Origin of the sequence: Pseudarthrobacter sp. NPDC080039 (assembly GCF_040702335.1) — a bacterium.
In the GTDB taxonomy this organism is placed as follows: Bacteria; Actinomycetota; Actinomycetes; order Actinomycetales; family Micrococcaceae; genus Arthrobacter; species Arthrobacter enclensis_A.
In genome coordinates, this window is sequence record NZ_JBFBKY010000003.1 from 286,292 (window position 1) to 308,026 (window position 21,735).

Below are 21,735 nucleotides of genomic sequence, written 5' to 3' on the forward strand. Positions count from 1 at the left end.
AGTGCGGTTGCCCAGCTCACGTTTATCCTTGCTTCATGGCCATTTCCCTTGCTGCCCTGGTGGGCGTGACCTCCTTGAAGCTGTCCAAGGCGGGCGTGGCGGAGACGACCTGGAACCAGGACATCAACTGGGTGGCGGTGACCGAACTGGAGGATCCGCAGCGGTTCCTCAATGGGGGTGAACTGGTCCTCACCACCGGCCTGCGGCTGCGGTCCGCCCCTGAGCAGCGCCGTTTTGTCCGCCAAGTGCAGCGCGCGGGGGCGGTGGGCATCGGATTCGGGGTGGGGTTGTCACATGAGGTGGTGCCCCCCGCCCTCCTGGCCGAGGCAAACCGGTGGGGCCTGCCCGTGGTGGAAGTGCCCTACGAAACACCCTTCATCGCCATCACCAAGCTGGTGGCGGACGCCCAGTCGGCGGACCACTACGCCAAACTGGAACGGCTGATTGCGGGCCACCAGGTGCTGGCGCGGGCGCTGCTGACCGGCGGGGGCCTGGCGGAGTTGCTGAAGAACCTGGGCGGCATGCTGCGCACAGACGTAGCACTGACCCAGTTCACGGCGCAGCTGTACAACAGCAGCACCGCCCACCCGTCGGCGGATACCTGGGCCAGCTACCCCGTGCCCACGGGACGCCGCGACGCCTGCACCCTGTGGGTGCGCCAGCCGTTCGAGGACACAGGCATCATCGGCTACGCGCAGAACCTGATCAGCGTGGAGCTGAACAACATGGTCAAGCAGCGGCAGGCCCAGCGCGCCTTGTGCGGCCAGGTGCTGGAGGACGTCATCCACGGGGCGCTGGAAACCAGTGAGGCGCAGCGCCGCCTGGCGGGCGTGGGGGTGAACAGCACCCGCAAGAACGTGGTGCTGCTGGCCGTTTCGGCGGCGCACGGGAAGGCCCTGGGCAGCACGTCGGTGCCGCACGAACTGGAGAAGTCCGTGGCCGCCGTCGTGGGCAAGGACCTGGTGCTGGTGGTCAATGACGACGGCGGGACGGCACCTGCGCTGGCACGCAAGCTCAGCGACCACCTCGCCGAAGCCGGCATCCATGCCACGATCGGCATCGGCGGGGCGTACACGAAGCCGAACGGCCTGCGCTGGAGCTACTTCGAGGCGCGCGACGCCGCCAGCCATGGCCTGCCGGTCAACGAACCGGAGCGGCTGAGCCTGACGTCGCTGCTGCTGGCCAGCGAGGATGTCCCGCTGGCTGACATGGCACATGAGTCGCTGAACCCTTTGCGGGCCTTCGATGCCGCGCACGGCTCGGAACTGATGGCCACGCTGGAGAGCTACCTGAACAACAACGGATCCGTGGCCGCGGTGGCGGAGGAACTCACGCTGCACCGCAACACGGTGCGGTACCGGCTGGCCCAGATCACCGAGCTCACCGGTTATGACCCCGCCGTCACCGCGGACCGGGTGCAGCTGTGGCTGGCCCTGGCCGTGGCCCGGTTGTCCGCGCGGCAGGGAAAGTAGGCAGGCCGTCCCGCAGGACCAATAACGGCAAGGCTCAAATGACGCCGCGGCCCAGCAGGTCGCGGGACTTCTTCCACGCCTTCCGGTGCCCGGCTTGGGCGGCCAGCATCCGCTCCTCCTGCTGGTTGAGCAGCTGCGCGTAGATGCCCGCGGTGGCCGGGTCACTGTACTCGCCGGCAATGGCGGCCAGCAGGTCGCGGGCCACCACGGCGTCCTGGAACCTGCCCAGGATTTTTTGCTGCCGGCGGGCGGCCTTTGCCACCTTGCCGGCGCGCTTGCCGTGGACCAGTGCTGCGGACTCGGCCACGTGGCGGAGCCGCTTCGCATCCTTGCGCACCCGGTGGAGGGCCAGTTCCTGGTCCGTGCCCCGCCGTGCTGCCTTGGCCGCCTTGTGCGAACGCCGCAGCCGCTTGGCGGCCTTGTCCACCGCTTTCGCTGCCACCCGCCGTCCCTGCGCCACTGCCTCGGCCCGCACCGGCGGGTTGTCGCGGAAATCCTCGAGCTTGTCCAGGAGCCGAAAGTAGCGCGGCGACTGCAGCGCTGCCTGCAAAAGCCGGTACCCGCCGTCGTAATCCCCGCCGGTGCGCTCTTCAATCCTTGCCGTGGCAGCGGCAACGCCGTCATCTCCCGGCAGCAGTCCTGCCAGTTGTTCGCGGAGCTCCGCCCGCAGGACCTCGGCGTCCCGCGGCTGGCCGAGCAGCTGGCCCAGCCACTTCAGCTCGCTCCGCAGCTTCCGCACCGGAGAGGCGCGGTAGAGCCTGCCGTAGGCAGCCAGGACGGAGCGGATGCGGCGGGTGGCGGACCGCATGGCGTGCACGGCGTCCAGTTCCTCCAGCCGGACGGCGGCATCTCCGGCCAGGATCTGGTCGATCTGCGCGGCCACATAAACGGTGACGACGGCGGCTGCGGGGGCACGTTTTCCCGCCAGGAGCGCGGGGCTGCCCTCGTCCTCCGCAGCGCCATTGCCGTCCGCGCCGGCCGCCCCCAGCTTCCGGGATGCCTTTCCGGTGCCCAAGGCACGGGCCAGCTTGGAGGCGTGCCCGGCGGGCCGGGCCCCGGCAGCGCTCAGCAGTTCCTCCACCGGCCCGAAGATTTCCGGGTCCCCGTGGACCAGCTCCAGCTCCCATTCGCGCCATTCCTGCCGCGTTGCCTCGTCGTCATGCCCGTCCTCCAGCCGCACGGCGGTGACCTGGTCGTCGGCAAGGTCGGCGAGGTGCACGCCGTCTTCCCCGTAGAGGGGGTAGGTGGTGCGGCGGGTTTCCAGGCGTACCACCGGCACCGGCTCCGCCCCCCGGAGGTAGGCGTGGAGGTGGGTGAGCAGGCTGTCCGGGACGACGTCCGGCCGGCCGAGGGGTGCGTGCAGTTCCGTCCGCTGCTGGGGACCATCCCCCGGGACGGGCACTAACGGGGGCAGCTTCAGGTGCCATCCGGCGTCCTTGCCGCCGGTGCGGCGGCGGAGCGTGATGCGGCGGGCAGCCAAGCGGTGCCTGGGCGTATCAAAGTACACGGCCTCGAGGAGGTCGGTGTGCGGCTTTCCGGCCCGGGCCACGCCTGCGGCCTGCTCCAAGGCCGGCACCTCGGCGCCGGTGTCGACCTCGTACTTCTTCTCAATCTCGAGTCCCCGGGATGCCTCCACAGCCGTCCTTCCGCCCTGCCTGGTCTGTGCCAGGCCCTCCGACAGTCCGTTGGCAGTCTATTCCAGGAGGGGAACCTGCGAGAGGTTGCCCACAAAATCCGAAACATCAAACGTCTAACCTTTAGGGTGGAGGGTATGCCTGCCAGTCCCCCCGCCTCCGCCCCCGCACACGCAGACGCACCAGTGGCAGCCCGGGCCGCCCCCGGATCCACGGCCCCTGCCAGGCCCCGGTCCGCCGTCGTGTCCGCAGTGATTGCGCTGGTGCTGATCGGGCTGAACCTGCGTGCCGGCATCACCGGAGCATCCGCCCTGCTGCACGACCTCCAGGCAGTACTGGGTTACGGGGCACTGGTGGCAGCCGTGATCCCGTCCATCCCCACGCTTTGCTTTGCCGTTGCCGGCGCGGCCACCTCCTGGCTGACCGGCAGGCTCGGCGTAGAGAAGGCCATCCTGCTGTCCCTGGCAATGCTGGCCGGCGGACTGCTGCTGCGAGGCATTCCCGCCACCGGGATGCTCGTGGCGGGCAGCGTGGTGGGCATGTCCGGGCTGGCCGTCTGCAACGTTGCCATGCCCTCCTTCATCCGCGAGCACTTTGCCGCCCGCACCTCGCTCATGACGGCCGTCTACACGGTGACCATGACCACGGGCGGCACCCTGACCTCGGTCATGGTGGTACCGCTGGCACAGGCCCTGGGTTCCCCGTCCGCCGCAGTGGGCGCCGTGGGCATCGCGGCTGTGGCCGCCTTCCTGGGTTTCCTGCCCGTGGCGCTGCAGGCGCACCGCAGCACCGTCCCGGGCCCGTCCGCCCACGTGTCCCCGTGGCCGCTGCTGCGCAGCCGGAAAGGCCAGCTCCTTACCGCGATCTTCACCCTTCAGGCCCTGCTGGCCTACGCCCTGCTGAGCTGGTTCCCGTACATGCTGACCACCATGGGCATGGACGCGTCCGCGAGCGGGCTGATGTTCGGCCTGATGCAGCTGGTGTCCGTGCCGGCAGGCATGGTGCTGATCGCCATCGGTGCCCGGCCGGGAATGCTGCGCCCTGCGTTCTACCTGGTAAGCATCACCATGGTCCTGGGGATCGCGGCATTGCTGGCCCTCCCCGGGGCGCTGGCCGCCATTCCCGCTGTCCTCCTGGGCTTTGGGCTGGGCATCTTCCCGCTGGTGATGGTGATGATCAGCCGGAGCGGTACCAGCACCGCCGAGACCACCGCGCTGTCCACCCTGGCCCAGTCCTCGGGGTACCTGCTGGCCACCGCCGGACCGTTCGGCATGGGCCTGCTGCACAGCGCCACGGGCGGCTGGGCCCTGCCGCTGGTGCTGCTGCTGGTGCTGTCATTGGCCCAGGTGGTGGTATCCCACTTGATCACCGGGCCCCTGATGCCCGGCAGGTCCGCGGGCGCCGCCGCCGGCCGGACAGCGAAAGGGAAGTAGCGCCATGTCCCTGAGCCCTTCAGTCCGGCAGCCGCTCGCCGCCGAAGTGACGGCAAAGCTGCGGGAAATGGTCCACTCCGGCGAGTGGCCGCTGAACCAGCGCATCCCGCCCGAACCCGAGCTTATGGCCACCCTCGGCGTCTCCCGGGGTACCCTCCGCGAGGCAGTCAAAGCCCTGGCGCACGGCGGCATGCTGGAGGTTCGGCGCGGGGACGGTACCTACGTTCGCGCCACGAGCGAGATGTCCGGCGCGGCCCGCCGCATGTACCAGGACCACACGGAGCAGCACATCCTGGAGGTGCGGCTGGGCCTGGACACCCAGGCCGCCCGGCTGGCCGCACGCAACGCATCGGAGGACGACGCCGCCTCCCTGCGCGCCCTGCTCGCCGCCCGGGACCGGGCCTGGAACAACGGGGACTTCGAGGCCTGGGCGGACGCCGACTGGCGCTTCCACGAAGGGGTGGCCCGGGCGTCCGGCAATCCGCTCCTGCACGAGCTCTACGCGAGCTTCGGAACGGTGTTCCACCAGGATTTGCTCAAGCAGCAGCGCCGCCCCGGCTTCAACGGGCTCCCCCGCGACGGCCACGAAACCCTGCTGGCGGCCATCGAACAGCGGGACCCGGACGCTGCCGTGGCCACCGTGAACCGGAACCTGAACTCCTGCGCTGAGTGGCTGGCGGAGTAGCCCCGGGGACACGGCGACGGCCCGGCACTTTCGTACCGGGCCGCCGTCGCAAGCGCTGTGTTCCTGACCCGCCCTAGTCGCGGCGGAGGCCCACCAGGACGTTCTTGGGACGCTGCATCTCGCCGTGCTTGGCACCAAGAATGATCACCAGGGCAGCGAAGCCGGGGATGGCCCACTGCAGGAGCTTGAGCTGCTGCTGGGCGCTCTTCAGCTCATCCGAGGCCGCGGCGTGCGGCTCCGTTGCACCTTCGGCGCCTTCACCGGCCAGCTTGTCCACCTTCTTGCCCAGGATGCCCGAGTACAGGGTCACCGCCGCTCCCACCACGGTCACCGCCGTCTTGATGACGGTATCGCGGGCCACGCCTTCCTGCTTGGCGATGCGGCCTTTGTTCTCCCATGCGATGGCGAGGTCCGCCACCAGGTGGGAGGCGAACGCCGCGGTCTGGATCGGCGCCCACTTCATCCAGCCGGCGCTGGACAGCCGGGTGCGCTCGGCGGGGTCCTTGGCCTGGGCCGCTGCCCCGTTAAGCCCAATGGCGCCCATCAGGGATCCACCAAACCATGCTGCCGCCGTCAGGTCGTGAACTGAACGGGCAATGAGATTTCCTGCCATGATGTGCATTCCTAACGTAGTGAACTGGATCCGGTTGCCGCTGTGCTGCGGACTTCGCTTGCCGTGTTCCATCGAGGTATGGTGCGCCCATGGTAAGCACACTTACTAATATTACGAAAGCCCGTCCCGGCAGCGGAGCGACCGCGTAATATCGTCGCCATGGGAAATACAGGGACATTGTTCGGCTGGGCCTTCGGCAACCCGGCCCGGGAAAGTGACAGCGGCTACGTGGACGGCCTGGAGCGCGAGGCGCTGCGGAATGCCCGGGAAACGGCGAAGTCCAAGGGTGTGGACGTGGTGGCAGGGTCCGAGGTATTCACCGTCCTCAGCGCGGACGAGTCCCTGGTGGAGCTGGACAACGCCCCCGGGCAGTTGGTGGTCCGCTGCACCGTGCTCGTCGAGGGCCCGGGAGCGGAGAAGCTGCGGGCCGAAGGGCCGATGAACGGCTAAGAGATGTCCGACGGCGAATCCACCCTCAGCCAGGCAGCGGACGTTGTCGAGGAGGCGTCCAACGCAAAGGCCCTGGACGTCCTGGCCCGCGCGGGATTTGCCGTCATGGCACTGCTCCACATCATTGTCGGCGCCATCGCCGTTGCGATCGCTTTCGGCCATCCGGGCGATGCGGAACCCACCGGTGCCATTGCCCAGCTGGCAGACAACGCGTGGGGCCCCGCCGTGATGTGGTTCTGCGTGGTCTCGTGCCTCGGCCTGGCAGTGTGGCAGGCCAGCGAAGCAACCTTGCGCGCCCGGAGCCTTCCGCGTAAGGAGCGGCTGGCCAAACTGGTGTCGTCGGGGTTCCTGGCCGTTGCCTATGGCAGTGTGGGGCTGACCTTTGCGGGCTTTGCCCTGGGGCAGCGCAGCGACTCCGGCGAAAACACACGGGACTTCAGCGCCCGCCTGATGGCCAACCCCTTGGGGCCGTGGGTCCTCGTGGCCCTGGGCCTGACCGTCCTGGGCATTGGCATCTACTTCATGGCCAAAGGATTCCGGCGGGGCTTCAAGGAGGAACTGTTCCGCTTCGAGGGCACCCGGCGCGGCAGGCTCATCGACACCCTGGGGGTCACCGGCCATGTGGCCAAGGGTATTGCGCTGGACCTCACCGGACTGCTCTTCATCGTTGCCGCCGCCAAGCACCGGCCGGATGAGTCCACCGGGCTGGACGGCAGCCTCAAGGCCCTGCAGGGCCACCCTTTCGGGCCACCCCTGTTGACGCTGATCGGCGCCGGTTTCATCGCCTACGGCATCTTCGCGCTGATCCGGGCCCGGTTCGGCCGCATGTAGTCCGGAGGTTTGTGGGTAGGAAGAAAGTATGACCCAGCAGCTGCGCGTTGATTCCGCCGTCACCGGAAGTGCCGGGCAGGCTTTTGCTGCCCTCTTCCGGCTTTTGAAGATTGCCAGGCCTGACCGGCCGATCCATCCGCAGGGCCTGGGGCTCAGCGGGACCCTGGACAGGACCGGAAACCCTGCGGGGGCCAGCGGCATCGACTGGCTGGACTCCCCCGGCGCCGACCAGGTGGTGGCGCGGTTCTCCAGGTCTTTGGGTTTGCCGCAGGCGCTGCCGGACATCCTGGGCCTGGCCCTCCGCGTTTCGCCGTCCGGCGATGCAGCCGCCGGCCCTGGCTCCCCTGGCGCCGGGTCCGATGGTTCCGGGCCCGCGGACGTCCTTTTCGCCTCCACGGGGTGGGGGCTGCCCGGCCGGTTCCTGCTGGTGCCGCGGCTGGATGTCGCCGGGGCGACCATGACCACGCTCATGCCGTACCGCGGCCGGCAAGGTCCCGTGCTGCTGGGCCTGCGGACGCGGAGCCTCCCGGCGGGGTCACTGGCTTCCGGGGAGTGGGTCCTTGGGCTGCATTGGGCCACACCGGGCGGCGCATGGCGCGAGTGCGGCGAGTTGCGGCTGAACGCGGGCCCCAGTCCCGGTGACATCCCGTTGCGCTTCGATCCGCTGGCGAACCAGCCGCCCGGGGCCGAGGCCTACGGGTGGACGCGCCGCCTGCGGAAGCCGTCCTACCTGGCGGCCCGGCAGCCCGCACCTCCCGCCGTCGTACCCCACCCGGGCTCCCTTGCGAAGCGCGGGAAAAGCACCACCGGAACCGGAAGGAAGCCCATGTCCACTGTCTCGCTGCTGTTCAATTCCTCCGCTGCCGACGTCTGGCGCGTCATCGCCGACGGCTGGCTCTACTCCGGGTGGGTGGTGGGCGCGTCCCGGATCCGGGACGTGGACGCCGAGTGGCCAGGGCCCGGAGCCCAGCTGCACCACTCCGTAGGCGCCTGGCCGTTGGTCATCAACGACAGCACCCGCGTCACCGCTGTCGAACCGGGCCGTTCCCTTGAGCTCGTGGCGCGCGGCTGGCCAATGGGCGAGGCCAAGGTGGACATCAGGCTGGAGGACCGGGGCAACCAGTGCCGGGTAACCATTGCCGAGGACGCCATCCGCGGGCCCGGCAGGCTCATGCCAAAGTTCCTGCGCGACCCCGTGATTTCGGCGCGCAACCGCGAGACGTTGCGGCGCCTGGAACTCATGGCCGTTGGCGGCGCGGGCAAATAGCGCGGCCGGGTTAAACAGCCGTCAAAGCGAAGGAACCCCGGGACCAATGGCCCTGGGGTTCCTTCGCTTTTAGCCGCTAACCGGCTTTCAGGTCCTAGACCTGCGCAGAGACGCCGTCGCGGGAGATGTCCACCATGTCCCCGCGCGGCACCACCTTGATGCGCTCACGCTTGACCTCGACGCCGTGCGAGCCGCCGGCCTCGGTGGCCGCAGCACCGAGGGCGAGCTCGTGGGCGTCCAGTGCCAGCCAGCCTTCCCAGCTGGTGAACTTCACGCCGCGGGCATCGAGCAGTTCAACGACGGCGTCCTCCTGCGGGGCGGAAGCCACCGGCAGGTTTTCGCGGTCTTCCAGCAGGTAGGTCACGGTTTCCAGGGCGTCGCCCTTGGTGTGGCCGATCAGGCCCACGGGTCCGCGCTTGATCCAGCCGGTGGCGTAGAGGCCGGGCACGTGCTGGCCGTCGGCGTCCAGGACGCGGCCGCCGTCGTTCGTGACCACGCCCTTCTTGTGGTCGAACTCGACGTCCGGCAGGGCGGAGCCGAAGTAGCCGATGGCGCGGTAGACGGCCTGGACAGGGTAGTCCACGAATTCTCCGGTGCCGCGGGCGTTGCCGGTGCCGTCCAATTCGGTGCGCTCGAACTTGATGCCCGCAACCTTGCCCGGGGTCTCGGCGTCGTCGTAGATCTCCACTGGGCTGTGCAGGAAGTGCAGGTGCAGGCGGCGGGAAGCCTTCAGCTCGGAGAGGTCCTCCGGCTGCTCGGCGATCCAGTTGGTGAGGGTGCCCACCATGGTCTTGGTCTGGTTGTTGGTCTGGATCTGGCGGTCCGATTCCTCGTCGAACTCGAAGTCCTCCGGGTACAGGATGATGTCCACGTCCTTGGAGTGGGACAGTTCGCGCAGCTCCAGCGGGGTGAACTTGACCTGGGCGGGGCCGCGGCGGCCGAAGACGTGCACGTCGGTGACGGGGGAGTTCTTCAGGCCGGCGTAGACGTTGTCCGGGATTTCGGTGACCAGAAGGTCGTCCGCGTGCTTGGACAGGACGCGGGCCACGTCAAGGGCCACGTTGCCGTTGCCGATGACCGCGATTTCCTTGGCCTCCAGCGGCCATTCGCGCGGGACGTCCGGGTGTCCGTCGTACCAGGAGACAAAATCTGCGCCGCCGAACGAGCCCTCCAGCTCCACGCCGGGGATGTTCAGGTCAGCATCCTTGATGGCGCCGGTGGCGAAGATGATGGCGTCATAGTGGGTGCGCAGGTCCTCGATGGTGAGGTCCGTGCCGTAGTCCACGTTGCCGAAGAAGCGGATGTCGCCGCGGTCCAGCACCTTGTGCAGGGCGTTGACGATGCCCTTGATGCGGGGGTGGTCCGGGGCCACGCCGTAGCGGATCAGGCCGTAGGGTACCGGGTAGCGGTCAAAGAGGTCGATGCTGACGGTCAGCTCTCCACTCTTGACGGCTTCGCTCTTGGTGAGGATGTCAGCGGCGTAGACGCCGGCCGGGCCGGAGCCCACGACGGCGACGCGCAGCGGACGTTCGGCAGAACCTACGGTAGTGCTGGATGACACGGCTGTGTTCCTTTTCTTCTGCATCGATTGCTGAGTTATCGCCGTTTTGAAGGCTCATAACGGCAGTTACGGAGCAATCGATGGGTTTCAGGGGGTAAGGGCGGTCTTGCGGGGGCTGTTCGGGGTGGTGGTGCTGTAGTCAGCGGTTTTGAAGTGCGCCGGCGCGAACGGGCTTACGCGCACCACGTCACCGATGACAACAACGGCAGGATTTGCGACGCCGGCGGCGTGGGCCTGGTCGGCGATGGAGCCGAGCGTGCCAATGGTGACGCGCTGGTCCGGCAAATAGCCGTTTTCCACGATACCAACAGGGGTGTCCAGGGGCAGTCCGGCTTCGCCCAGCGCGGACGCGGATTCGCGCAGCTGGCCCACTCCCATGAGCAGGACGATGGTGTGGTCTGCGCGGGCCGGGATCTCGGACAGTTCCTCGTGGCCAGTGACCACGCTGAAGCCCTTGGCCAGGCCGCGGTGCGTGACCGGGATGCCGGCGGCGGCGGGAACGGAGATGGCTGACGTAACGCCGGAAACCACTTCCACTTCGACGCCGTGCTGCCGGCAGTATTCGGCCTCCTCGCCGCCGCGGCCCAGGACGTAGGGGTCCCCGCCCTTGAGCCGGACCACACGGTGGCCTTTGAGGGCCTCCTCAACGAGGATGCGGTTGATCTCCGCCTGTGGCACGGGGTGGTGGCCGGGCGTCTTGCCGACCTCGATGACGCGGACGTCGGGGGCGAGTTCAGTCAGCAGTTCGCGGGGTCCCAGGCGGTCGGCGACCACGACGTCGGCCTGGCCCAGGAGCCGGCGGCCTTTCACGGTGATGAGGCCGGTGTCGCCGGGACCGCCGCCCACGAGCGCCACGCTTCCCTGGTGGGCGCGGCGGCGGCGCAGCGGGAGATCGCCGGTCTCCAGGGCGGTGGCCACCGCGTCACGGACGGCCATCGCGCGGCGGGGGTCTCCCCCGGCGTTGACGGCGATCTTGACGTCGTCCACCTCCGCGACGGCCGGGGTCCAGGCGGCTGACGCTTCATGGTTGGAGGCGTTAACGCACCAGATCCGCTGGGCCTCGGCGTCGGACGAGACCTTCGCATCCACTTCCGCGTCGCCGGTCGCGGTCTGGACGAACCAGGCGCCGTCGATGTCAGTTGAAAGGTAGGGGCGCGCTTCCCAGGTGAGCAGGCCGGCGTCGACCATCTCCTGGAGCGCGGGCGAGGCAACCGGGGCCACGACGGTGACCACGGCACCGGCGTCGAGCAGTCCCTTGGCACGGCGGGCAGCAACGGGGCCGCCGCCCACCACCAGCACCGGGCGGCCGAGCAGCCGCAGCGCGGTGGGATAAATGTCCTGAATTGCCATGGATCAACGGTATGGCCGCGTCACATTGCCCAACAAAGGCCGAGCAACACCAGTTCACGTAAGGTAACGCTGCGTCACAAAGGGTTTTGGCTCCAGCCAGCCAGGAAGTGGCCGCGCGCGGTGATGAGCTTTCTGAGGTACCTGGCCAGGACGAAGCGTTCGACGGCGCCGCCCAGGACTCCCAGCGGGGCGGTGAACACCACGCGGTCCGTCATGACGCTGCCCATGGCTGTTGGTTCGAACTCGTGGACATGGCGGAAGGCCTTGAACGGGCCCTTGACCTGTTCGTCCGTGAAGCTGCGGGGGAAGTCCAGCTGGGTGACGCGGCTGGTCATGGTGAGCGGGAGCCCGAAGTGCCGGGCCCGCCAGGTGACCTCCTGGCCGTCCCCGATCAGGCCGGTAGTCACTCCTGCCACCGCCCGCTCCCCCGAGTCCTTCTGGGAGTCCAGGTGCAGGTCGATGCTGCGCGCCCTGTCGAACAGCTCTTCCACGGCCAGGGGCGACTCGGTGCGGCATACGAAGCTGGCGGTCATGGCGCCAGTCTGCCATGGGGGCGGTATGGCGCGAGGCACTCCTGCCCAATCAGCCGGACCCAAATGCGAAACTTTTGGCACCTGCACCGACTGGCGGCCGCACCGGTGCAGGTGGACTTCATAGGGACAGGCCAAAAGACACGCAAACGCGTCAGGAACGGCAAGAGCCCGACGGCGGGAGGTCGCCGTCGGGCTCTAGCGGTGCGTTTGGAGGGGCTGGGTCAGCGGGTGCTGCCGGCCAGGAGGCCCCGGCTGCGGAGGAGCCGCTTCTCGATGGGCCCGAAGACCAGCAGTTCAATGAGGATGCCGACGCCGAGGATCAGCAGGATGGCGGCCATGACGACGGACATATCGGAAAGAGTGCGGCCCTGGTCCAGCAGGGAGCCCAGGCCGAAGCCGATGGTGCCGCCCACGGCGATGATCTCCGCGGCCATGAGGGAGCGCCAGGAGAAGGCCCATCCCTGCTTCAGGCCGCCCAGGTAACCAGGCAGCGCGGCCGGAAGGACAATCTGGAGGGCCATCTGGAGCCGGGACGCACCCAGGACCGTTCCAACCCGGCGGTACTGCGGCGGGATCTGGTCCACGCCCGAAATCAGCCCGTTGATGATGGACGGGATGGCACCCATGAACACCACGAAATACACGGTGGCGTCCGTGAGGCCGAACCAAATGATGGCGGCCGGGACCCACGCCACGGAGGGCAGGACCTGCAGCCCGGAGATGAGGGGCCCAAAGGCGCGCCGCAGCGGGGCGACCTGGGCCAGCAGCAGGCCGACCGGCGTGGCGATCGCAACCGAGATCAGGAAGCCCACCACACCGCGCTGCAGGGAGGTCCACATGGATTGCTGCAGCTTGCCTTCGCTCCAGAGCAGCCCCATCTGGCCCACCACGTCCAGCGGGCCGGGAACCAGGTCCCGCCGCTTCACGCCGAGCGAGACGTAGAACTGCCAAACGAGCACCAGGACCACCAGGGCAGCCACGGGCAGCAGGATGCGGCTCCAGTCAATGCGGTGCTTGCGGTCGGCGTCGGACTGCAGGGAATCCAGGCCGGACTCCAGCTCCCGGAGGTCCTCGTGCCCGCTGGACGTGCGGGTCAAGGCGGCATGCACGTGGGCTGCGGGCGCAGCGCCGGTTGCCGCCCAGGGAGTGGCATCGGGCCTTCCGGAGCCGGACGCTTCGTCCGAAGGACGGAAGCCGTCCGGCGAAGGGGCGGGGGCGGCATTCGGCGCGGAGCCGGACAGGGACTTACTTGGCATGGCGGCGAATCTCCTCCCGCAGCCGGGCGGTGATGACCCCGGTCAGCTGGCCGGCGAGCCCGGCGTCGGTTCGGTGTTCCTCGGTGACGGCCCATTCCTGGACCACGCGGCCGGGGCGGGAAGACAGCAGCAGGACGCGCTGGCCCAGGCGCACGGCCTCGCGGACGTTGTGCGTGACGAAGACAATGGTGCGCCCGGTTTCCTTCCAGATGCGTTCCAGTTCGTCGTGCAGCAGGTCGCGGGTGATGGCATCGAGCGCGGCAAAGGGTTCGTCCATGAGCAGCAGCTGCCGGTCCTGGGCCAGTGAGCGGGCCAGGGAGACGCGCTGCCGCATGCCGCCGGACAGTTCGTGCGGGCGTTTGTCCCCCGCGGAACCCAGGTGTACCAGTTCCAGGAGCTCCTGGGCCTTGGCGCGGCGCTCGGCCTTGCCCACGCCGCGGAGCTTCAGGGCCAGCTCGATGTTCTCCCGGGCGGTCAGCCAGGGAAACAGAGCCGCGTCCTGGAACATGAAGGCGGCACCGTCGCTCGGCACTTCCAGGGCGCCCGACGTCGGCGCTTCAAGTCCCGCGATGATGTTCAGGAGGGTGGACTTACCGCAGCCGGAGGCACCGAGGAGGGCAACGAACTCGCCCTGCCGGATGTTGGCGTTGACGTCGTCCAGTACCGGGGCGCCGTCGCCGAAGCGCTTGCCCAGGTGTTCCAGTACCACTGGCATGGTGGCGTCCTTAGCTAGTTGGGTGGGTCAGTCCTGGCCGAGGCCGGCTGCTGAAATCTTGTTGGCGCTGCCGGTTACCTGGTTGAGCGCGCGGAGGTCGAAGAGGCCGTTGATGTCGGCCTTCTTGGTGGTGCCTGCGTCCACGCCGTCCTGCAGCAGCTTGGGGTAGCTGCCGGCCAGCGGGTCGAGGGTGAAGGTGATGTTGGCCAGGGACCGGGCCAGGACATCGCCGGGCAGGGCTGCACCGGCGGACTCCTGCAGGGCCGCGTTGATGACTTCGGCTTTTTCAACCGCGGGCGCCGAGTTGAGCCAGGCCACGGAGTCCGCGTTGCCCTTGATCAGGGCCTTGACCGTGTCCGGGTGCTCCGCGGCGAACTTCTGGTTCACGATCAGGATGGTGGTGGGAAACTCGCCGGGCTTGCCCGTTCCGGTTCCGTCCCACAGGTCCTTTTCGTCCACCAGCACCTTCGCTCCGGCCTGGAGCACCAGGCGGGAGGCCCACGGCTCAGGCAACCACGCGCCGTCGATCTTTCCGTCCTGGAACAACTTCAGGGTCTGGGCGTTGTCCGTGGGGTTGATGGCGACGTCGCCGCTGCCGTCCACGCCGGTCTTGTAGCCCTGTTTGGTTAGCCAGGCGCGGAGGGCGACGTCCTGGGTGCCGCCGAGCTGCGGCGTTGCGAGGGTTTTGCCCCTGAGGTCCGCGGCCGAGGTGATCCCGGGTTTGACCACCAGCTGCGCACCGCCCGCAGCGGCGCCGGCGACGACGCGCACCGACTCGCCCTGGCTCTTGGCGAACGAGTTGATGGCCGGGTTGGGGCCGATGTAGGCGGCGTCGATGGCTCCGGCGTTGAGGGCTTCGATCGCGGCCGGTCCGGCGTTGAAGGTCTCGGTGCTGAGTTTGGTGCTTCCCAAAGCCTCGGCCAGGAAGCCCTTCTTGACGCCCACCAGGGCCGGGGCGTGGGTGACGTTGCCGAAGTAGCCAAGTTTCAGCTCCGCTGCCGGGGTGGGTTCGGCGGCCTGGGCTTCGGAATTGCGCGAGAGGTTCGAGGCCACTACGGCCCCAACGGCGATCAGCAGGACAAGCCCGAGGGCCAGGGCAGCCTCGATGGCGCGCTTGCGCTTCGGGACCGCGCTTTCGCCGGCCACGATGCGGGTCATCCCGGGCTTGGAACTAGTCATTGTTTCACCATAGGGAGTGGCCCAAACCCGTTCAATGACGCGGAAACGGGGGGTCACGCACGTTCATCTAGCGTCACATTTGGCCGCGCTGCCACCCGGTTTCACGCATTCAGTTGCCTTTGACGTTGACCAGCTGCCGCAGCTTGTGCCGCACCGTCACCAGGTCTGCGGCGTCCTGCATGACTTGGTCGATCGGCTTGTACGCAGCAGGAATCTCATCAATGAACGACTCCGACGCACGGAACTCGATCCCCCGCATGGCCCGCTTCAGTTCCTCCAGTGTGAAGGTCTTCCGGGCGGCGTTGCGTGAGTACTCCCTGCCGGCGCCGTGCGGGGAGGAGTTCAGCGACGCCGGGTGGCCGCGGCCTTCCACCACATACGACGCCGTTCCCATGGACCCGGGGATCAGTCCGGGATCGCCGAGGTCGGCTTTGATGGCGCCCTTGCGGGATACCCACACCCGCTTGCCGTAGTGCGTCTCCTGCTCCGTGAAGTTGTGGTGGCAGTTGATCCGTTCCAGCTCCCGCACATTCCCGCCCACCCAGCGGCTGAACTGGGCGGTGACGCGGTCCATCATCTCCTCCCGGTTCAGCAGCGCGAAGTGCTGGGCCCAGCGGAGTTCGGCGATGTACCGGTCAAATTGGGGCGTGCCTTCGTCCAGATAGGCGAGGTCGGGATCAGGCAGGTAGGCCTGATGCTTGCGGCCGACGTGCCGTGCCACGCCGATGTGGTGCTGGGCAATCCTGTTGCCGATGCCCCGCGAGCCCGAATGCAGGAAGAGCCATACGCCGTCGTGCTCATCCGCCGAGACTTCGATGAAGTGGTTGCCCGAGCCCAGGGAGCCAAGCTGCAGCTCCCACTTGGCCACGTACTGGGCCGGGTTGAAGCCGGCCCTCGCCGCCCGCCGCTTCAGCTCGGCGATCCGGGGCTCCGCCGTGGGAAGGACGGTCCTGTTGTTGTGCCCCGCGGACAACGGAATGACCCGCTCGATGTCCTCCCGGAGGCTCTTCCGGTCCTGTGGCAGGTCCTGCACGGAGTACTGGGTGCGGACGGCGATCATCCCGCAGCCGATGTCCACGCCGACCGCGGCGGGGATAATCGCGCGGAGCGTGGGAATAACCGACCCCACGGTGGCACCCTTGCCCAGGTGCGCGTCCGGCATCAGCGCAAGGTGCGGGTAGATGAACGGCAGGTCCGCTGTCATGACCGCCTGCTGGCGGGTCTTGTCATCCAGGATGGACGCCCAGTTCAAGAGCTTGGGGCTGATGGTTTCCACTGCCGCCTCCCGCCGCGGTGACCAGGACTAGGGTAAGTCCTAGGCTAACCCCGCCTTCGAGAGGAGAAGCAGCCATGGTCGACGTCCAGACGGAAATCCACATCGACAGGCCGCGCGCCGACGTGGCGGACTTCGCGGCGGACCCGGACAACGCGCCCCGGTGGTATGTGAACATCCATTCCTCGCAGCGGTTGGACGGCGGCCCGCTGGGCCCGGGCTCGAAGGTAGCCTTCACCGCGAAGTTCCTGGGCCGGGAGCTCAACTACAGGTACGAGTTCGTGGAGTACGTCCCGGGCGACAAGCTGGTGATGCGCACGGACCAGGGCCCCTTTCCCATGCAGACCACCTACACGTGGACGGACGACGGCGGCGGGACCCGGATGACGCTTGGCAACAGCGGGAGCCCCTCGGGTTTCTCCCGGCTGGCCGGGCTGGTCATGGAACCGATGATGCGCCGCGAGAACCGGAAGGACCTGCAGCGGCTCAAGGCGATCCTCGAGGGGCGCGGTTAGTCCTGCCCTTAACCGCCAATTCGCCGGAACGCTGCAGGGATCGCCGTTCAGGAACGGCGACCCCGCAGGGTTCCGGCGAATTGGATGAGCCTAGATGCTGTAGCGCTCGTCCTCGTGGTCGCCCGGGTGGTCCTTGACCAGGCCGGCGGCCAGCGTGTTGCCGTCCAGCGGATCGATGACCAGGAACGCGCCGGTGCGGCGGTGGTGCAGGTAGTTCTCCAGCGGCAGCGGCGCGGCGAGCCGGAGCTGCGCGTGGCCGATGTCGTTGAGCTCCAGGCTGGAGGCACCCTCGAGCTTGAAGGTGGCCAGGTCCAGCTTCCCGGACACGCTGCGGACCATGGCCTGCACGGTGCGGGTGCCGTGCTTGACCAGGACTTTCTGGCCTTCGCGCAGCGGCTTGGGCGAGAGCCAGCACAGGGCTGCGTACAGGTCGGCGGAGGCTTCGCGGACGGTGCCGGCGGCGGCGATGGTGTCACCGCGGGCGACGTCGAACTCATCTGCCAGCCGGATGGCCACCGACTGCGGGGCGGCGGCTTCCGCCAGCGAGGCACCGGCGAAGTCGATGCCCACCACGGTGGTGGTCCGCGGCGCCTGGCCGGGGGTCAGCACGGAGACCTGGTCCCCCACCTTCACGGACCCCTCGGTGATCTGCCCGGCATACGCGCGGTAATCGCGGTACGCCTCCACGTCCAGGCCTGCGGCGACGGCGTCGGGAGCCAGGGCGCCCTGCGGCCGGATGACCAGCTGGACCGGGAAGCGGAAGCTCTCCAGGTGGCTTTCGAGCTCATCCGCGGCCGGGAGGGTTTCGAGGACCTCGAGCAGGGCGGGGCCGGTGTACCAGGGGGTCCGTTCCGAGCGGTCCACCACGTTGTCGCCGTCGAGCGCCGAGACCGGGATGACCAGGAGGTCGGAGATGCCGTCCGCGCCGAGGCCCAGTTCGCGGCCCACCTGCTGGACGTCGGCTTCGATGTCGCGGAACACGGATTCGCTGAAGTCCACCAGGTCGATCTTGTTCACGGCCACGATCACGTGCGCCACGCGCAGCAGCTGCAGCACGGACAGGTGCCGGCGGGTCTGCTCCAGGACACCCTTGCGGGCGTCAATGAGTACGACGACGGCATCCGCAGTGGATGCGCCCGTCACCGTGTTCTTGGTGTACTGCACGTGCCCGGGGCAGTCGGCAAGGATGAAGCTGCGCCGGTCGGTGGCGAAGTAGCGGTAGGCCACGTCGATGGTGATGCCCTGTTCGCGTTCGGCGCGCAGGCCGTCGGTCAGCAGGGCCAGGTCGATCCCGCCCTTGTCGCCGCCGAAGCCGCGGTCGGCCGAGGTGCGGGCGACGGCGTCGAGCTGGTCAGCGAGGATGGCCTTGGAATCGTGGAGGAGGCGGCCCACCAGGGTGGACTTGCCGTCGTCGACCGATCCCGCGGTGGCAAAGCGGAAGAGGGTGGTGGGCAGGGCTTCGTTGATTGAGCCCGCCGGGATCTCAGAAATCGTGGTCATTAGAAGTACCCATCCTTCTTGCGGTCTTCCATGGCGGCCTCGGAGATGCGGTCATCTGCACGGGTGGCGCCACGTTCGGTCAGGGTGGAGGCGGCAACTTCAACCACGACGTCGGACACCGTGAAGGCGTTCGACTCCACGGCACCGGTGCAGGACATGTCGCCCACGGTCCGGTAGCGGACGGTCTTGGTGATGACCTCTTCGCCCTCGCGGGGCTGGGAGACTTCACCCACAGCCCGCCACATGCCGTCGCGGGCGAAGACCTCGCGCTGGTGGGCGTAGTACAGGCCGGGCAGCTCGATGTTTTCGCGCTCGATGTAGCGCCAGATGTCCAGCTCGGTCCAGTTGCTGATGGGGAACGCGCGGACGTGCTGGCCCACCGTGTGGCGGCCGTTGTAGAGGTTCCACAGCTCGGGGCGCTGGTTGCGCGGGTCCCACTGGCCGAATTCGTCGCGGAGGCTCAGGATGCGCTCCTTGGCGCGGGCCTTGTCCTCGTCGCGGCGGCCGCCGCCGAACACGGCGTCGAACTTGTTCTGCTGGATGGCGTCCAGCAGCGGGACGGTCTGCAGCGGGTTGCGGGTGCCGTCGGCGCGCTCTGCCAGCTCGCCGCGGTCGATGAACTCCTGCACGGAGCCCACCACCAGCTTCAGGCCCAGGCGCTCAACGGTGCGGTCGCGGAAGGCGATGACCTCGGGGAAGTTGTGGCCCGTGTCCACGTGCAGCACGGGAAACGGCACCTTGCCCGGCCAGAACGCCTTGGTGGCCAGGTGCAGCATCACCACGGAGTCCTTGCCGCCGGAGAACAGCAGGGCGGGCTTCTCGAACTCGGCAACCACCTCGCGGATGATGTGGATGGCCTCGGACTCAAGGGTGTCCAGGCTGGACAGTCGGGTTGAGACGCCGGCCTCGGTCACCTGGGTCTCCTCGGTAAGTGAAGTGCTCATACGTGTAGTCCGCATTCTGTCTTGTCGGTTCCTGCCCAGCGGCCGGCGCGGGGATCTTCGCCGGGCGCCACCTTGCGGGTGCAGGGCTGGCAGCCAATGGAGGGGTAACCCTGGGAAAGCAGCGGGTTGACGGGCAAAAGGTTGTCGTCCGAGTACTGGACCAGCTGGTCGAAGCTCCAGGCGGCCATGGGGTTGACCTTGACCAGGCCGTTCTTCTCGTCCCAGCTGACCAGCGGCGTGTTGGTACGGGTGGGGGCCTCGTCGCGGCGGACGCCAGTGAACCAGAGTTCGTAGCCGGCCAGGGTGCGCTGCAGCGGCGCCACCTTGCGAAGGGCGCAGCACTGGGCGGCATCGCGGGCGAAGAGGTCCTTGCCCAGCAGCCGGTCCTGCTGCTCGACTGTGTTCTCGGGCAGCACATCCACCACGTTGACGCGGAGGTTTGCGGCTACCTCGTCACGGGTGGCGTAGGTTTCCGGGAAGTGGTAGCCGGTCTCCAGGAACAGGACGTCGACGCCGGGCATCTGGTCCGCGACCAGGGCCGGCAGGACGGCGTCGGCCATGGAGCAGGCGACGGCGACGGCGGGCAGGTCGAAGTTGCGCGCCACCCAGGCGATCACGTCGCGGGCGGGAGCGTCCCAGCCGAGCTCGCCGGCGCCGGCTTCGGCCAGGGCCTTGAGCTCTTCCTTGGAACGGAGCTTGGGTGCGGGTGCGAGATGCTTTGCCATTACTGCAGTGCCTCCTCGTCTGCTGCGTGGGCCCATTCGGCGAAGGTCTGGCCTTCGGCGCGGTCGGCCACGAAACGCCGGACCACGCGCTCCACGTAGTCGGGCAGGTCGTCGACGTACACCTTCAGGCCGCGGACGGTGCGGCCCAGGCCTGCTTCCTCGCGGTCGTTGTTGGCCAGGCCGCCGCCCAGGTGCACCTGGAAACCCGGGGAGGGATCGCCGTCGGGCGTTGGCAGCATCATGCCCTTGAGACCGATGTCCGCCGTCTGGATGCGGGCGCAGGAGTTGGGGCAGCCGTTGATGTGCAGCGACAGGGCTGCGGGCAGCTGGCCCGAGTCCGCGAGGTCGGCCAGGCGGCGCTCCAGCTCGGCCACGGCCGTGGCGGCAGTCATCTTGGTTTCGACGATGGCCAGCTTGCAGTACTCGATGCCGGTGCACGCGATGGTGCCGCGGCGGAACACGGACGGTCGGGCGGACAGGCCCAGGGCGTCCAGCTCCGCGATGAGCGGCTCCACATGCTGCTTATCGACGTCAAGCACCACGATCTTCTGGTGCGGGGTGGTGCGCAGCCGGTAGGAGCCGCGGGCCTCCAGGGTGTCGGCGAGCTTGACCAGGCCGGAGCCGGACAGGCGGCCGCCCAGCGGGGTGGCGCCGATGAAGAACTTGCCGTCCTTCTGTTCGTGCACGCCCACGTGGTCGCCCGGGGTGGCGGGCTTGGGCGCTGCCGGGCCGTCGGCCAGCTTGTAGCCCAGGTATTCGTCCTCAAGGACCTGGCGGAACTTCTCCGTGCCCCAGTCTGCCAGGAGGAACTTCAGGCGGGCCTTGGTGCGCATGCGGCGGTAGCCGTAGTCGCGGAAAATGCTGGTGACGCCCAGCCAGACGTCTGCGGCCTGGTCGGGCTGGACGAAGGCGCCAAGGCGCTTGCCCAGCATCGGGTTGGTGGACAGCGCGCCGCCCACCCACAGGTCATAGCCTGCGCCGAGCTCCGGGTGGCGGACCCCCACCAGGGCGATGTCGTTGATCTCGTGGACCACGTCCTGGCTGGGGTGGCCGGTGATGGCGGTCTTGTACTTGCGCGGCAGGTTGGACACGATCGGGTTGCCGATGAACCGCTCCCCCAGCTCCGCGATGAGAGGGGTGGGGTCGATGATCTCGTCCTTGGCGATGCCGGCCACGGGCGAACCAAGGATCACGCGCGGGACGTCGCCGCAGGCTTCGGTGGTGGACAGGCCAACCGCTTCGAGCCGGCGCCAGATTTCGGGGACGTTCTCCACCTCGATCCAGTGCAGCTGGATGTTCTGGCGGTCGGTGACGTCGGCGGAGTCGCGGGCAAAGTCCACGGAGATCTGTCCGATGACGCGCAGCTGCTCGGTGGTGAGCGCGCCGCCGTCGATCCTGACCCGGAGCATGAAGTACTTGTCTTCAAGCTCGTGCGGTTCCAGCGTGGCGGTCTTACCGCCGTCGATCCCCTGCTTGCGCTGGGTGTAGAGGCCCCACCAGCGGAACCGGCCATGCAGGTCCTGGCTGGGGATGGCGTCGAAGCCTTCCTTGGCGTAGATGGACTCGATACGCTCGCGGACGTTCAGGCCGTCGTCTTCCTGCTTCCAGGTTTCGTTGGCGTTCAGCGGCGTCTTGCCGTCCACTTTCCACTGCCCGTGCGGCTTTGCGGCGGGGCGGGACGGGCGGGCGGGGCGCTTGGGAGCAGCGGAGTCCGCGGACGCTCCGGCTAGAGCTGTATCAGTCATGCATCGACTGTAGGGCGGGGCCGAATACCGTCACAAAGGCCCGGAAACGCTAAG

Annotated in this window: 20 protein-coding genes; 7 read left to right on the forward strand and 13 right to left on the reverse strand. The window is 68.4% G+C overall.

What is annotated here, in order from left to right:
• Positions 1–35: 35 nt before the first annotated feature.
• Positions 36–1,472, forward strand: a complete 1,437-nt coding sequence (locus AB0313_RS05300; RefSeq protein WP_366304062.1) for a PucR family transcriptional regulator ligand-binding domain-containing protein — start codon at positions 36–38, stop codon at positions 1,470–1,472.
• A gap of 34 nt (positions 1,473–1,506) precedes the next feature.
• Here AB0313_RS05300 and AB0313_RS05305 read toward each other — a convergent pair whose 3' ends face one another.
• On the reverse strand, positions 1,507–3,108 hold the full coding sequence (locus AB0313_RS05305; RefSeq protein WP_366304064.1) for a CYTH and CHAD domain-containing protein: 1,602 nt from the start codon (positions 3,106–3,108) through the stop codon (positions 1,507–1,509).
• A gap of 135 nt (positions 3,109–3,243) precedes the next feature.
• Here AB0313_RS05305 and AB0313_RS05310 point away from each other — a divergent pair, with 135 nt between their 5' ends.
• Positions 3,244–4,539, forward strand: coding sequence for an MFS transporter (locus AB0313_RS05310; protein WP_366304066.1), 1,296 nt, complete (start codon positions 3,244–3,246; stop codon positions 4,537–4,539).
• A gap of 4 nt (positions 4,540–4,543) precedes the next feature.
• Entirely contained in the window at positions 4,544–5,224 is a 681-nt protein-coding gene (locus AB0313_RS05315; protein ID WP_366304068.1) for a FadR/GntR family transcriptional regulator, read from the forward strand.
• Positions 5,225–5,297: 73 nt separating this feature from the next.
• On the opposite strand, the gene AB0313_RS05320 is transcribed toward AB0313_RS05315, so the two are convergent.
• Positions 5,298–5,837: a hypothetical protein gene (locus AB0313_RS05320; RefSeq protein ID WP_141942913.1), complete on the reverse strand. Its 540-nt coding sequence runs from the start codon at positions 5,835–5,837 to the stop codon at positions 5,298–5,300.
• A gap of 159 nt (positions 5,838–5,996) precedes the next feature.
• Here AB0313_RS05320 and AB0313_RS05325 point away from each other — a divergent pair, with 159 nt between their 5' ends.
• The 3 genes from AB0313_RS05325 to AB0313_RS05335 are packed head-to-tail and all read left to right on the forward strand — an operon-like array spanning position 5,997 to position 8,385.
• On the forward strand, positions 5,997–6,287 hold the full coding sequence (locus AB0313_RS05325; protein ID WP_366304070.1) for a hypothetical protein: 291 nt from the start codon (positions 5,997–5,999) through the stop codon (positions 6,285–6,287).
• A gap of 3 nt (positions 6,288–6,290) precedes the next feature.
• Positions 6,291–7,118, forward strand: coding sequence for a DUF1206 domain-containing protein (locus AB0313_RS05330; protein ID WP_141942917.1), 828 nt, complete (start codon positions 6,291–6,293; stop codon positions 7,116–7,118).
• Between the two features lie 28 nt (positions 7,119–7,146).
• Positions 7,147–8,385, forward strand: a complete 1,239-nt coding sequence (locus AB0313_RS05335) for an SRPBCC family protein (RefSeq protein WP_366304072.1) — start codon at positions 7,147–7,149, stop codon at positions 8,383–8,385.
• Positions 8,386–8,479: 94 nt separating this feature from the next.
• Here AB0313_RS05335 and AB0313_RS05340 read toward each other — a convergent pair whose 3' ends face one another.
• The 7 genes from AB0313_RS05340 to AB0313_RS05370 form a co-directional block, all read right to left on the reverse strand.
• Entirely contained in the window at positions 8,480–9,946 is a 1,467-nt protein-coding gene (locus AB0313_RS05340) for an FAD-dependent oxidoreductase (protein WP_366304074.1), read from the reverse strand.
• 87 nt (positions 9,947–10,033) lie between these two features.
• Positions 10,034–11,296, reverse strand: coding sequence for a uroporphyrinogen-III C-methyltransferase (cobA, locus tag AB0313_RS05345; protein ID WP_366304076.1), 1,263 nt, complete (start codon positions 11,294–11,296; stop codon positions 10,034–10,036).
• 74 nt (positions 11,297–11,370) lie between these two features.
• Positions 11,371–11,829 (reverse strand): SRPBCC family protein, encoded by a 459-nt coding sequence (locus tag AB0313_RS05350; protein ID WP_141942923.1) that lies wholly within the window; start codon positions 11,827–11,829, stop codon positions 11,371–11,373.
• 221 nt (positions 11,830–12,050) lie between these two features.
• Positions 12,051–13,085: an ABC transporter permease gene (locus tag AB0313_RS05355; RefSeq protein ID WP_307304597.1), complete on the reverse strand. Its 1,035-nt coding sequence runs from the start codon at positions 13,083–13,085 to the stop codon at positions 12,051–12,053.
• The gene (locus tag AB0313_RS05360; RefSeq protein WP_141942926.1) at positions 13,075–13,800 is read right to left on the reverse strand and encodes an ABC transporter ATP-binding protein; all 726 of its coding nucleotides are present in this window, start codon (positions 13,798–13,800) and stop codon (positions 13,075–13,077) included. The genes AB0313_RS05355 and AB0313_RS05360 overlap by 11 nt, the downstream gene beginning before the upstream one ends.
• Positions 13,801–13,827: 27 nt before the next feature.
• Complete coding sequence (locus AB0313_RS05365) at positions 13,828–14,958, reverse strand: ABC transporter substrate-binding protein (protein ID WP_366304266.1); 1,131 nt, start codon at positions 14,956–14,958, stop codon at positions 13,828–13,830.
• Between the two features lie 130 nt (positions 14,959–15,088).
• Positions 15,089–16,255 carry an RtcB family protein gene (locus AB0313_RS05370; RefSeq protein ID WP_366304079.1) on the reverse strand — a complete coding sequence of 389 codons (1,167 nt, stop codon included), beginning with the start codon at positions 16,253–16,255 and terminating at the stop codon, positions 15,089–15,091.
• 74 nt (positions 16,256–16,329) lie between these two features.
• Between AB0313_RS05370 and AB0313_RS05375 the strand changes: the two genes are divergently transcribed.
• Entirely contained in the window at positions 16,330–16,767 is a 438-nt protein-coding gene (locus tag AB0313_RS05375) for an SRPBCC family protein (protein ID WP_366304081.1), read from the forward strand.
• A 90-nt stretch (positions 16,768–16,857) separates the two neighbouring features.
• Here the strand turns inward: AB0313_RS05375 and AB0313_RS05380 are convergent, their stop codons facing one another.
• Genes AB0313_RS05380 through AB0313_RS05395 form a run of 4 tightly spaced genes read right to left on the reverse strand, consistent with a single transcriptional unit; the run spans position 16,858 to position 21,681 of the window.
• The gene (locus AB0313_RS05380) at positions 16,858–18,267 is read right to left on the reverse strand and encodes a GTP-binding protein (RefSeq protein ID WP_141942932.1); all 1,410 of its coding nucleotides are present in this window, start codon (positions 18,265–18,267) and stop codon (positions 16,858–16,860) included.
• Positions 18,267–19,211 (reverse strand): sulfate adenylyltransferase subunit CysD, encoded by a 945-nt coding sequence (gene cysD / locus AB0313_RS05385; RefSeq protein WP_141942934.1) that lies wholly within the window; start codon positions 19,209–19,211, stop codon positions 18,267–18,269. Before cysD ends, AB0313_RS05380 begins: the two co-directional genes overlap by 1 nt.
• Entirely contained in the window at positions 19,208–19,936 is a 729-nt protein-coding gene (locus AB0313_RS05390) for a phosphoadenylyl-sulfate reductase (protein ID WP_366304084.1), read from the reverse strand. Before AB0313_RS05390 ends, cysD begins: the two co-directional genes overlap by 4 nt.
• A complete protein-coding gene (locus AB0313_RS05395; RefSeq protein WP_366304086.1) occupies positions 19,936–21,681 on the reverse strand; it encodes a nitrite/sulfite reductase in 1,746 nt (581 codons plus the stop codon). The genes AB0313_RS05390 and AB0313_RS05395 overlap by 1 nt, the downstream gene beginning before the upstream one ends.
• Between the last annotated feature and the right edge of the window lie 54 nt (positions 21,682–21,735).